We start from the raw sequence: 12,189 nt of genomic DNA, 5'->3' as shown, positions 1-12,189 counted from the left end.
ACCGGCAGACTGTAGCCGTGCCCGAGCAGCCGGAACTGACGATTCAGGGGTGGGGCCCGGCCGGCCCCAGCACCACCGCAGCGCCCGACGACGACCTGAGCAGCGCGCTGCCCAAGGTCGCCCGCCGCTACCTGTCGAAGGAGCTGGGGTGGTCGCCGCGGGCGACGCCGCCGGTCGCCGTCGCGGACATCTCGCTGGCGCCGTCCCGGTTGCCGGAGGAGGCCCGCACCCGGTTCGTGGAGCTGCTCGGCGAGGAGAACGTCCGCACCGACCGGGAGTCGCGGCTGCGCCGGGCCGGCGGCAAGAGTTACCTGGACCTGCTCCGCCGGCGCGAGGGCAATGCCTCCGACGCGCCGGACGCCGTCGTGCTGCCGGGCACCACCGAGGAGACCGCCGCCCTGCTGGCCGCCTGCAGCGAGCTCGCAGTGGTCGTCGTCCCGTTCGGCGGCGGGACGAGCGTCGTCGGCGGCCTCGCGGGCGTGGACCCCGACGACCGCCCGTCGGTCGCACTGGACCTCGGCCGCATGTCGTCGGTGCAGTCGCTCGACATCCCGTCGTCCATGGTCACCGTCGGCCCCGGGATGCGCGGCCCGGCGCTGGAGGAGGAGCTCGCCCGCGACGGCCTCACCTTCGGCCACCTGCCGCAGAGCTGGGAGTTCGCGACCCTCGGCGGGTACGCCGCGACCCGCTCGGCCGGCCAGAACTCGACCGGTGTCGGCCGCTTCGACGAGCTCGTCACCGGGCTGACCCTCGCCACGCCGTCCGGAGTGCTGGAGCTGGGCCACCCACCGGCGACCGCCGCCGGCCCCGACCTGCTCGGCCTCGCCCTGGGCTCCGAGGGCACGCTCGGGGTGATCACCGAACTGACGCTCCGGGTCCGGCCGAAGCCGACGAGCTGCTCCTACGAGGGCTGGTCGTTCCGCTCGTGGCCGGCCGGGCTCGCCGCGCTCCAGCACCTGGCGCGACACGACCTGCTGCCCGACATCGTGCGGCTCTCCGACACCGACGAGACCCGCGCCAACCTGCTCATGGCCTCCGGCACGGGTGCCCGTGCGCTCCGGGGCACCCTGCGGACCCGGGGTCACGGGGACGGGTGCCTGCTCGTGCTGGGCTGGGAGGGGCTGCCGTCCCTGGTCCGGGCCCGGCGGAAGGCTGCCGCATCGCTCCTGCGGGACGGCGGGGCAATCCGGCTGGGCCGCCGCGTGGGCGAGTCGTGGAAGAGCCACCGGTTCGCCGCCCCGTACCTGCGGGACAAGCTGCTGGACGCCGGCCTGCTCGTGGAGACGCTGGAGACGGCGGCGACCTGGTCGAAGCTGCCCACGGTCTACGACGCCGTCCGCCGGGCCCTGCGGGAGACGCTGACCCGCGACGGACGGCGGCCGCTGATCATGAGCCACGTGTCGCACGGCTACCCCACCGGCGCCTCGCTCTACGTGACGGTGCTGGCCGACCGCGACGACGACCTGCCCATCCAGCAGTGGCTGAGCGCCAAGCGGGCGGCCACCGACGCGCTGCTGGGCGCCGGCGGCACGCTCACCCACCACCACGCCGTCGGCGCCGACCACCGGCCCTGGATGGACCGGGAGGTCGGGCCGCTCGGCGTCGAGGTGCTGCGCGCGGTCAAGGAGCGGCTGGACCCGAAGGGCATCTGCAACCCCGGCGTCCTGCTCCCCGAGTAGTTCTCCCAATGATCAGGTCACCTGATCGTTAAGGGTCCTGGCTCACGATCAGCGGTGAGCCAGGACCCCCGTTGATCAGGTCTCCTGATCAACATCTCAGAGCGCGTAGCCGAAGGTGAAGACGCCGCCCGGGTCGACCCCGTGCTTGAGCTCCCTCAGCCGCTGCCGGGTGGCCGGCGGGTAGGCCGCGGCGACCTCGTCCGGCCCGGACACGTCACCAAGGAAGTTGATCATCGACTCCGGCGCCTTCCACGGGGCGAGCGCAGCCAGCACGCCCCTGCCGATGGCCGGCACGACCTGGGCCAGCTCGGGGATCCCCGGGCCGAGGACCAGGACGGAGAAGGCGCCGCTGCGACCGGGGACGGCGTTGGGCACCTTCGCCGGACGACTCAGCGCGCCACCCATGAGGCGGACCTCGGCCATGATCAGCGGAATGTCCAGCTGCGGGCCCGCGGTCGCCAGGAGCACGTCAACGGCGTCCTCGGTCAGTTCGCTGAGCAGCATCCCCTTCTCCCAGCCGGGCATGGGCTCCTTCGGGTCCATGTGGATGCCGTCCATCTCGTCGGTCCGCATCGGGCCGACGAAGCCGAGCAGGATCGTGCCGGCGGCCTTCATCGGCGAGAGCAGGCGCTCGGCCTCGGCGTGGTCGTCGCCCGCGTAGGCGAACCGCAGGTGGACGGCGGTCTGCCCGCGCAGCGGCGGAGGCAGCTCCTCCATGTCGGGGATCCGCAGGATCGCGATCGACGTGCTGACCTCCTCCGGCAGCATGGGCGCCCACTGACGGAACCGGTGCAGCAGCGCGGGGGCGTCGTCGCCGTCGAAGAAGATGCCGCCGCCGAACAGCGAGGTCACCGGGATCAGCTCGAACTCCAGCGCCGTGACGATGCCGAAGTTGCCCTTGCCGCCGCGGACGGCCCAGAACAGCTCGGGCTCGGAGTCGGCGCAGATGCGGTGCATCCGACCGTCGGCGGTGACGATCTCGACGGCGGTCACGTGGTCGGCCGCGAAACCGTGCAGGCGCCCGAGGGAGCCCATGCCACCACCGAGGGTGTAGCCCACGACCCCGACGTCGGACGACGAACCGCACAGCCCGGCCAGCCCGAACTCGGCGGCGGCCTCCATGACGCGGATCCACCGGACGCCTGCCTCGACGCGGGCGATGCGCCGGTCGGGGTCGATGTGCAGGCCCTGCATCCGGCGGGTGGTGATCATCAGGGAGCCGGCGGCGTTGCGGACCGGGCCGTGGCCGGTGGCCTGGACGGCGACTCGAAGGTCGTGGGCGACCGCCCAGGAGACCGCGGCGGCGACGTCGGCAGCGCAGGTGGCCCCGACCGCGACGGCGGGGGTGTGCTGGATGGCGATGTTCCAGGTGTCCACCTCCGTGGCCAGCCCGTCGTCACCGGCGGCGTAAACGGGACCGTGGACCTGGCTGCGGAGGTCGTCGACGTCGGCCGCCGGGATCGCCGGGGCCAAGGTGTCGAGGACGTCGTCCTCGAATGCGACGGAGGTGAACTCAGGCTCGTCGTGGAGCTCGGTGAGGCTCATCAGGGGGCTTCCTCTGGGCGCTGCCGCGGCGGCGCCGCGGGTCTGAACTGGACGGGAGCCAGAGTCGCCGTCCCCCCTTGCCGGATACTTGCAACGCACTAGTAAAAGGACCCCCTGCCCCCCAACGCTCGCAAGCTCGCGCCGGGACCCTGCAGGGGGCCGACGTGAAAGGGGTTCCGTAGCGACGCGCGTCCTGGGAGCATCCGCCGGTGCGCTACCGAGTCCTCGGCCCGCTCGAGGTCACCGGTCCCGACGGGAAGGCCCTCGACGTCGGCGGCGCCAAGCCCCGGGCACTGCTGGCCCTGCTGCTGGCCGACGCCGGCCGCGTGGTCGGCATCGACCGGATCGTCAGCACCCTGTGGGGCGACGACCCGCCGGCGACGGTGACCGGCACTCTGCAGGCCTACGTCTCCCATCTGCGCCGGGTGCTGGAGCCCGAGCGCGGGCCGCGCGAGGCGCCGTCCGTGCTGCTCACCCGCCCGCCGGGCTACCTGCTGCGCGTCGACGCCGCCGACCTGGACCTCTTGCGCTTCGCCGAACTCGTGGAGGAGGGCGACCGGGCGGTGACCTCGGGCGATCCCACCGGAGGGATCGCCCTGCTCGACCGTGCTCTGGACCTGTGGCGGGGTGAACCGCTCGCCGAGCTGGGCGACCTGCCGACGGCGACCACCGACCGGCTCCGGCTGTCCGAGCTCCAGGTCCGGGCGCGCGAGCGGCGCTGCGACGCACTGCTCGCCGTCGGCCGGGCCGACGCGGCCGTCACCGACCTCCAGCACCTGGTGGCCGAGCACCCGCTCCGGGAGCGGCTGTGGGCCCGGCTGGTCACCGCGCTGTACGCCGCCGACCGGCAGGCCGAGGCCCTGGACGCCCTGCGCCGGTGCGCGGAACTGCTGCGCGACGAGCTCGGCATCGATCCCGGCCCGGAGCTCCGAGACCTGGAGCGGGCCGTGCTCCGCCAGGACCCCACGCTGCTCGACCGAATCCCGCGCCCCCGCATGCCGGTCACACCCCCACCGACGCCGTCCCTCGCCCCGGGCACCGAGCTGCTGGTCGGCCGGCGGGCGGAGCTGGCCCACCTGCGGGCGGTGGCCGAGCAGGTGACCGCGGGACGGGCGGCCGTCGTGGTCCTCGAGGGCGAGGCCGGGATCGGCAAGACCCGGCTCGCCGAGGCCGCCGCCGAAGCCGGCCGGGCCGCCGGCTGGTCGGTCGCCTGGAGCCGCTGTGCCGACGACGCCGGCGCACCGGCGCTGTGGCCGTGGACGCAGGTGCTCGAGCAGCTCGGCCAGGAAGAGCTGACCCCCGCGGGTGGGGACGACGCCGACGCCGCGCGCTTCCGGCTCTTCCAGGACCTGCGCGGCCGATTGACGTCCGCCGCCGCCGCGACGCCGGTGCTCGTCGTCCTCGACGACCTGCAGGGCGCCGACACCACGTCGGTGCAGCTGCTGGGTCTGCTGGCCCGGCACCTGCCTCGGGCACCCGTGCTGCTGGTGATCACCGCCCGGACCGTCGGCGAGCAGCTGCCCGAGGCCGTCACCGACTGCCTGGCCCGGCTCGCCCGGGAGCCCAGCGCCACCATCCTGCGGCTCGGCGGACTGGGCAGCGAGGACGTCGCGACCCTGCTCACCGCGCAGCTGGGTTCCCCCGGTGACCGGTCGCTGGCCTCGGCCGTCCACGACCGCACCGGCGGCAACCCGTTCTTCGTCGTCGAGCTGTCGCGCTGGATGGTCGGGGCGCACGACCTGCACCTGGACTCGGTGCCGGTGCCGCCGTCGGTGGGTGAGGTCCTGCGCACGCGTCTCGAGCGGCTGCCGACCCCGACGCGGGCGGTGCTGGAGCTCGCCGCCGTCTCCGGCCGGGAGGTGACGCTGGACCTGCTGGAGGCCGCCGGCACCCCCGCGGAGGACGCGCTGACGGCGCTGGACTCCGCGGTCGCGGTCGGCCTCGTCGTGGAGGGCGCGCAGCCCTGGAGCTGGCGGTTCACGCATGCCCTCGTGCAGGAGGTGCTGGTCAGCGGCCTGTCGGCGCTGGCCCGCGCCCGGCTGCACGCGCGACTCGGCGCGGCTCTGGAGCGGCGCGGCCCCCAGGACGACGCCCTCGTCGAGCGGCTGGCCCACCACTTCGTCGAGGCCCTGCCGGTGGCGGGACCCGTGCCGGCCCGCCGCTACCTGGCCGGGGCCGCCCAGGCGGCGCGGGCACGACTGGCCCACGGAGAGGCGGCCGCGCACACCCGACAGGCCCTCCAGCTGCTCGACCCCGCCGAGCCGGGCGCCCCGCGCACCCGGCACGACCTGCTCACCGCCCTCGGCAACGACCTGCTCCGCAGCGGGCAGCTGATGGAGGCCCGGGAGGTCGTCGGCGAGGCCATCACGGTGGCCCGCCAGCTCGACGACCGCGAGTGCCTGGCCCAGGCCGCCGCGGTCTGGGGCAGCGTGACGGTCTGGAACTGGCGGCCGCACGGCATGGTGGACGACGACATGGTCGCCCTGCTGGAGGACCTGATCGCCGAGCGGTCCGCCGACGACGACGCGGTGACCGCCCGCCTGCTCGGCACCCTGGGCATCGAGCTCGCCTTCGGTCCGGACGACCGCGGTGTGCGCGCCGCCCAGCGGGCCGTCGACATGGCCCGGCGGATCGGCGATCCCGAGTTGCTCGGCCGGACGCTGAACAACTTCAGCATCGCCGTGTGGGGGCGGCCCGGCGCCGCGGAGGTGCGCCTCGCGGCCGCCGACGAGTCGCTGGAGCTGGCCGGCCACGGGCTGCCCCGGCGCACCGAGTTCGTCGCCCACCTGCACCGGGCGGCGCTGCGGCTGCACCTGGGCGACCTATCCGGATTCGAGGCCGACCACGACCAGGCCCGCCGGCTCGCCGTCTCGCTCAGCGGCCCGGAGGTGCGCCCGCACGTGCTGTGGCAGGCCGGCGGGCTCGCCTGGCTGCGGGGGAACGCCGCGCTGGCCGAGGAGCTCACCACCGAGGCGTACGAGCTGTTCCGGAAGGTCACCCCGCACGCGCGGCACGCCTACGCCGCCCACCAGTTCACCCTGCGCCGGGCCGACCACCGGCAGGCCGACGCGATCCCGCTGCTGGTCGAGACCGGCGACGAGGGCAGCCCGCTGCTGCAGGAGATGGCGGTGCTGGCGGCGGCGGAGTCCGGGGACGTCGCCGAGGCACGGCGGCTGCGCGCCCGCTGGGGCAGGACGCTGGTCCGGGACTGGGCGAGTGACGTCGCGCTCTACCTGCAGGCGGAGTCCGCGCTCTGGCTCGGCGAGGAACCGGAGTGGGCCGCGGCCGCGGAGTCGCTGCTGCCCTACCGCGGGCGGCAGGCGGTGCTCGGGACGCCGTCGCTCACGCTGGGCGCCTACGACGAGCTGCTCGGCCGGATCGCCGAACGACGCGGTGACCTGGCCGGCGCGCGTGACCGGTGGCGGTCGGCCCGCGCGCAGGGAGTGCTCGTCGGCTCACCGCACCAGGTCGCGCTCGCCGACTCGCACCTGTCCCGGGTCGCCGCCGCCCGCGTGTGAGGTCGACGTCCCCGAGTTGATCATCGTCCAGGTGCAGGCCCCACCGGCGTGTCCGGCCCCTTCCGACCCTGTCCCGAGCACCGATCCGATGATCAACTTCGCCCGCCAGCCGGTTACCGGGTGGTGGCGATGCCGCCGTCCACGGGGATGACGGCGCCGGTGATGTAGGAGGCGCCCCGGCTCGCGAGGAAGACGACGACGCCGGCCATGTCGTCGGGGCGGCCGATCCGGCCCAGCGGCGAGCGGGCGGCGATCTCCTTGCCGAAGGCGTCGAGGGTGGCGGCCATCATCTTCGACTCGAACGGCCCGGGGGCGACGGCGTTGACCGTGACGTGGCGCGGGCCGAGCTCCTTGGCCAGCACGCGCGTCAGGTGGTGCAGCGCCGCCTTGCTGGTCGAGTACGAGTAGGTGTGCATCGGCGGCACGTGCAGACCGTCGATGCTGCCGACGTTCACGATGCGGGCCGGGTCGTCCTGGGTCCCGGCCTCCTCCAGCAGCGGCAGAAACGCGCGGGTGAGGAAGAACGGCGACTTCAGGTTCAGGTCGAGCACCTTGTCCCACGCCGACTCGGGGAAGGACTCCAGCGGCTCGCCCCAGGTGGCGCCGGCGTTGTTGACCAGGATGTGCAGCTCGTCCTCGCGCTTGCCGACCTCCGCGGCCAGCCGCACGCACTCCTCCTCCAGGGAGAGGTCCGCCGGAACCGAGGTGACCTTTCCGAAGGCGGCCAGCTCGGCGACGGCGGCGTCCCCGGCCTCGGCCTTGCGCGAGCTGATGTACACCCGTGCGCCCGCCTGGAGGAGGCCGCGGGCCATCATCAGGCCGATGCCGCGGGTCCCGCCGGTGACCACGGCCACCTTGCCGGTCAGGTCGAACAGGTCCACGGCGATACCTCCGAGACGTTGGCCCGCCTCGCTGCGGGCCGACGTCGGCAGGGTATCCAGCGGACACGACCCACTGGCGGGCGCGGCTGCGGCACCCTGTGCCAGCCTCTGACCATGATCCCGCCCCTGCCCGACGCCCCCGTGATGGGCGCCACCAGCGAGGTCGGCCCGCTGCGCACCGTGATGCTGCACCGCCCCGGGCCCGAGCTGCGCCGCCTCACGCCGCGCAACAACGACCAGTTGCTCTTCGACGGCGTCCCGTGGGTGGCCCGGGCGCAGGAGGAGCACGACGCGTTCGCCGCGGCCCTCACCGAACGCGGTGTCGAGGTGCTCTACCTGGACCAGCTGCTGACCGAGATCCTGTCCTTCCCGTCGGCGCGGGCCGAGCTGATCGGTGCCGCGGTCGACGACCCTCGGCTCGGCGCGACGCTGCAGCGGGCGGCCACCACCCACCTCGCCTGGCTCTCACCGGAGGACCTCTCGGCGACGCTGATCGCCGGCCTCGCCCACGACGAGCTGCGCGGCGGCCGGGGGCTCGCCTACGAGGTCATGCAGCGCGGCGACTTCGTCGTCCCCCCGTTGCCGAACCTGCTGTTCACCCGCGACTCCTCGGTCTGGGTGGCCGACGAGGTAGCCGTGACCTCCCTCGCCATGCCCGCCCGGCACCGCGAGAGCACGATCACCGCCGCCGTCTACACCCACCACCCGCGGTTCGCCGGAGTCGAGCAGCTCTACAGCGCGCGCCTGGAGCACCTCGAGGGTGGCGACGTCCTGCTGCTGGCCGCCGGTGTGGTGGCGGTCGGGGTCGGCGAACGGACGACGCCCGGCGGGGCGGAAAGGCTCGCGCGGCGGCTGTTCGCCCGCGGCCTGGCGCACACGGTGCTCGTCGTCCCGATCGCGCAGCAGCGGGCGACCATGCACCTGGACACCATCGCGACCATGGTCGACGTCGACGCGATGGTCATGTACCCGGCGGTCGCCGACTCGCTGATGGCCTGGACCGTCACCGCTCCGGAGGGGGTGGACGACGACGCCGACGCCGTCGAGCTGACCGTCACCGGCCCGGAGCCGTTCGTCGTCGCGGCCGCCGCGGCGATGGGGATCGACCGGCTCCGCGTGATCGACACCGGCCTGGACCCCGTGACCGCCGAACGCGAGCAGTGGGACGACGGCAACAACACCCTCGCGCTGGCCCCGCGGCTGGCGGTGGCCTACGAGCGGAACACCGTCACCAACGAAGCGCTGGAAACCGCCGGCATCGAGGTCCTGCGGATCGCCGGGTCGGAACTCGGCAGTGGCCGGGGCGGCCCCCGATGCATGTCCTGCCCGGTGGCCCGCGACCCGCTCTGAACGGCGGACCGCGACGGACCGCAACTCTGCGTGGCGGCGCGCGGCCGCGTGACGAACCGGTTCTCCCCGATACCTGTGAATCGTGGTAGAGCTCACATCCACATTTGCTGTGAGCACCGGGGGATCTTGATGTTGATGCGCTTGCGCTCACCGCTGACAATGTGCGCCGTCGCGGTGCTCCTGTTCTTCGGCCCCGGCGTGGCCGCAGCCGGTGACGGTGAGACGCAAACAGCCGCGGACTCCGCCGGCGACGCAATCGAGGTCGTACCGAGCGCCGGGAAGGTGATCGACCCTGACGCCACGGACAACGATGAAACGGACCCGGTCACACCGGGCACGATCACCGGCTCCGAGAGCGTCACCGGAGGAACCGCCGGCCCCGGCGGAACCCAGACGCAGTACGACAGTGCCTCTGTCGCGCCAGCAGGATCGCTCGCCGAGCCGACCGGGCAGGTCAGCAACTCGCGATCCAATACCACTTCCGCCTCCGGTACCGCAGCAGAGCAAGGAGCCACCGAGGAGGAGGGCGAGAACGAGGACGCTGAGAACCCGGCCGATGAAGACCCCGCGGCGTGCATTCAGGGTGTCGGCGAGCAGTTGATGGACGACCTCGAAGGTCTTGGTACCAGAGCCGAGGATCTGGCAACCGAGTTCTCGACTGCCCTCATGGCCGTCACCCCCACCACCAATCCCACTGGTATCCCGGACCTCCTGCAGAAGCTGGGGGAGGACGCCGAGATGGTCGGCACGGATGCTGCAGGTTTCTTCGCCACGGCGGTCGCGGGCATTGCAGAGTGCCTGGCTGCGGCCGCCCCCGACGAGGAGCCCCCGGCTGACGACGCGGGCGGAGGCGAGCCCCCGGCCGTCCAGCCGAGCGGCGTGTACTACCAGAACTGCACCGATGCGCGGGCTCAAGGAGCGACCAACATCCCGCGCGGCGCCCCCGGCTACCGTCGCGAGTTGGACAGCGACAACGACGACATCGCATGCGAGGACGACACTTCTCCCGCCGTGCCGCCGACAACCACCCCGACCGCCAGCTCCGGCAAGCTCGCCTACACCGGCGTGGACCTCGAGCCCCTGCTGAGGACGATCGCCATCCTGATCTCGTCCGGCACGCTGCTCACGCTGGCTGGGCGCCGCCAGGCCTGAGGTTCGTCGCGCGGAATCGTCGCCTGTCGCCCGGCGGCGTGGTGGACCACGTGCGCCACACCCGTCGGACCAGCGCGCACTCCTGCACGCCACAAGCTCACTGGTACGTGTGTACCGTTTTTTTTGGTACGGTGGTACCAGTCGAGCAGGGAGGCAGCCATGGCATGGGCCTTGGTGATCGTGGCCGGGTTCTTCGAAACGGCGTTCGCGGTCTCTTTGAAGATGTCCGACGGTTTCAGCCGGCTGTGGTGGACGCTGACCTTCCTCGGCTGCGCGGGGGTCAGTTTCGCGTTGCTGTCGATCGGGCTGCGCAGCCTGCCGGTGGGCAGCGCCTACGCGGTCTGGACCGGCATCGGTGCGGCTGGGACGGCGATCCTCGGCATGGTTTTCCTCCGGGACCCGGTCACCACGTTGGGCCTGCTGTCGATCCTGCTGATCGTCGCGGGCGTCGTCGGACTGAACCTGTCGTCCTCCTCGGCCCACTGACCGTGGCTGGGGACGACGATGCGGGCCGTCCTGCTACACCGAAAGGCGCCGCCCGGCGGGAAGCGATCGTCGCCGCCGCCGCGACGCTGGTCCTGACGGAAGGTCCCGATGCAATATCCCACCGGGCGGTGGCGGTGGCCGCCGGGGTTCCGCTGGCGGCCACGACGTACTACTTCCGGTCTCTGGACGAGCTCCTGGTGACCGGTGTGCAGCGCGCTGCGGACGCCGAACTGGACGCGGTGGCCGAGCTGGTCGAGGCGCTGCCTCGACGAGCACGCGCCGCCGGCTGGGCGGCGGAGCTGGTCGTGGACGTGGTCCTCGGCCCGCGGAGGCGGAGCGACGCCGCCATCCAGGCGCACTACGAGCGCTTTCTCGCCGGCGGCCGGCATCCGTCGCTGCGGCCGGTGCTCCGCGCAGCCCGTCGCCGAGTGGACGGGCTGCTGGGCGACGCCCTCGGGCGATGCGGGCACGGGAGCGCCGACGTCGGCCTGCTGGTCGCCGTCCTCGACGGCACAGCGATGTCCGCCCTCGTCGAAGGCGACGGCTCTGCCCACGCCCGGGCTGTCGACGCCGTCACCTCGGCTCTAGAGAGCTGACGCCCACGCCGACTCAGCGCAGGGTGATCTGCCGGGAGATCAGGCCGGCGCGTGAGCGCCGCTCGTCGGAGGTGAGCGGCTCGGTGACCGTCAGGGCCTGCTCCAGGCGGGCCTGGAACTCACGCGCGGGCGCGATCCAGTCCTCCGCCGGGGTGTCGGCGGGCAGGTCCCACACGGGGACGACGAGACCGAGGGCGCGGAAGGCGCCAGCGTACCGGGTGCCCTCGCCGAGCAGGATCTGCTCCGACGCCGCGAGCCGCGCCAGTGCGTCGAGCAGCTTCTCCTCCGGCTCGCGCCGGACCCAGCGCAGGTGCGCGCGCTCGTTGCCGGGCCGCACCCAGTAGGCGGCGTCCAGGCCTTGCAGCCGCACGGTCGGCAGGATCGCCTCGTTGGCGTGCTCGAGTCCGGCCAGCGCCGCCGCGCTCGGGTCGGTCCCGTCGAGCCAGAACGCGAAGTCGTCGTGGACGACGACGTCGAACGGCGCGCTCAGGTCCAGCTGCTCCTGCAGTCGGGGGCCGGCCGAACCGGCGGCACCGATCGGACCCGGGTCGACCGGCGCACCCGCGGGCGCTTCGAGCGCCGCGGCCAGCGCCGTCCCGATGTCGCGGCTGACGTCGTCGGAGGAGGCCTGCATCTGGACGCCGAGCACGATCTCACCGTTGGCCCGCACCAGCGCGGGAGTGCCGCCGGGCAGCACGCTCGCCAGGGTCACGTCCCGGCCGTCCGTCGTCTTCAGCTTTGCTGTGGCTGCGGGCACCAGCTCCCGCATCGCGACCCAGTCGGCCTCGCCGGGCAGGCCCTCGAAGGGGCGGGTCACCGGCGGCGCGTAGCCCGAACCGTGGCAGTGCTTGTAGCGGCGTCCGGAGCCGCACGGGCACGCGGCCTTCGGGTTGATCCCCTCGGGCGCGGCGGCGGGGGCGGAGGAGCGCTTGCGGGTCGCGGACTTGGCCATGCCCACGAGCCTAGGTGGCCCCCGTCCAGA

At 73.5% G+C, this 12,189-nt stretch carries 9 protein-coding genes; 6 read left to right on the top strand and 3 right to left on the bottom strand.

Annotated elements, in window-relative coordinates; translation table 11 throughout:
- Positions 1–17: 17 nt before the first annotated feature.
- Positions 18–1,679 carry an FAD-binding oxidoreductase gene (locus E4P38_RS14610; RefSeq protein WP_135132544.1) on the top strand — a complete coding sequence of 554 codons (1,662 nt, stop codon included), beginning with the start codon at positions 18–20 and terminating at the stop codon, positions 1,677–1,679.
- Positions 1,680–1,775: 96 nt separating this feature from the next.
- Here E4P38_RS14610 and E4P38_RS14605 read toward each other — a convergent pair whose 3' ends face one another.
- A complete protein-coding gene (locus E4P38_RS14605; RefSeq protein ID WP_135132543.1) occupies positions 1,776–3,224 on the bottom strand; it encodes an FAD-binding oxidoreductase in 1,449 nt (482 codons plus the stop codon).
- 209 nt (positions 3,225–3,433) lie between these two features.
- Between E4P38_RS14605 and E4P38_RS14600 the strand changes: the two genes are divergently transcribed.
- Positions 3,434–6,742 carry an AfsR/SARP family transcriptional regulator gene (locus tag E4P38_RS14600; RefSeq protein ID WP_135132542.1) on the top strand — a complete coding sequence of 1,103 codons (3,309 nt, stop codon included), beginning with the start codon at positions 3,434–3,436 and terminating at the stop codon, positions 6,740–6,742.
- Between the two features lie 113 nt (positions 6,743–6,855).
- Here E4P38_RS14600 and E4P38_RS14595 read toward each other — a convergent pair whose 3' ends face one another.
- Positions 6,856–7,623 (bottom strand): SDR family oxidoreductase, encoded by a 768-nt coding sequence (locus tag E4P38_RS14595; protein ID WP_135132541.1) that lies wholly within the window; start codon positions 7,621–7,623, stop codon positions 6,856–6,858.
- Between the two features lie 114 nt (positions 7,624–7,737).
- Here E4P38_RS14595 and E4P38_RS14590 point away from each other — a divergent pair, with 114 nt between their 5' ends.
- The 4 genes from E4P38_RS14590 to E4P38_RS14575 all read left to right on the top strand — a co-directional run bounded on the left by E4P38_RS14590 (position 7,738) and on the right by E4P38_RS14575 (position 11,207).
- Positions 7,738–8,973 carry an arginine deiminase gene (locus tag E4P38_RS14590; protein ID WP_245161040.1) on the top strand — a complete coding sequence of 412 codons (1,236 nt, stop codon included), beginning with the start codon at positions 7,738–7,740 and terminating at the stop codon, positions 8,971–8,973.
- A gap of 174 nt (positions 8,974–9,147) precedes the next feature.
- Positions 9,148–10,125 (top strand): excalibur calcium-binding domain-containing protein, encoded by a 978-nt coding sequence (locus E4P38_RS23225; protein ID WP_209309115.1) that lies wholly within the window; start codon positions 9,148–9,150, stop codon positions 10,123–10,125.
- 159 nt (positions 10,126–10,284) lie between these two features.
- Complete coding sequence (locus tag E4P38_RS14580) at positions 10,285–10,611, top strand: multidrug efflux SMR transporter (protein ID WP_135132540.1); 327 nt, start codon at positions 10,285–10,287, stop codon at positions 10,609–10,611.
- Positions 10,612–10,739: 128 nt separating this feature from the next.
- Positions 10,740–11,207, top strand: coding sequence for a hypothetical protein (locus E4P38_RS14575; RefSeq protein WP_245161039.1), 468 nt, complete (start codon positions 10,740–10,742; stop codon positions 11,205–11,207).
- A gap of 13 nt (positions 11,208–11,220) precedes the next feature.
- Here the strand turns inward: E4P38_RS14575 and E4P38_RS14570 are convergent, their stop codons facing one another.
- Positions 11,221–12,159 (bottom strand): DUF5926 family protein, encoded by a 939-nt coding sequence (locus E4P38_RS14570; protein WP_135132538.1) that lies wholly within the window; start codon positions 12,157–12,159, stop codon positions 11,221–11,223.
- Between the last annotated feature and the right edge of the window lie 30 nt (positions 12,160–12,189).

The organism is Blastococcus sp. CT_GayMR16, assembly GCF_004570875.1.
In the GTDB taxonomy this organism is placed as follows: domain Bacteria; phylum Actinomycetota; class Actinomycetes; order Mycobacteriales; family Geodermatophilaceae; genus Blastococcus_B.
This window is presented reverse-complemented; position numbering and strand designations above follow the sequence as displayed.

Bases quoted from the DNA above. Each gene is read 5' to 3' on its own strand.
- E4P38_RS14605 (WP_135132543.1), bottom strand. From the start codon at position 3,224: ATGAGCCTCACCGAGCTCCACGACGAGCCTGAGTTCACCTCCGTCGCA.
- E4P38_RS14590 (WP_245161040.1), top strand. From the start codon at position 7,738: ATGATCCCGCCCCTGCCCGACGCCCCCGTGATGGGCGCCACCAGCGAG.
- E4P38_RS14580 (WP_135132540.1), top strand. From the start codon at position 10,285: ATGGCATGGGCCTTGGTGATCGTGGCCGGGTTCTTCGAAACGGCGTTC.
- E4P38_RS14570 (WP_135132538.1), bottom strand. From the start codon at position 12,159: ATGGCCAAGTCCGCGACCCGCAAGCGCTCCTCCGCCCCCGCCGCCGCG.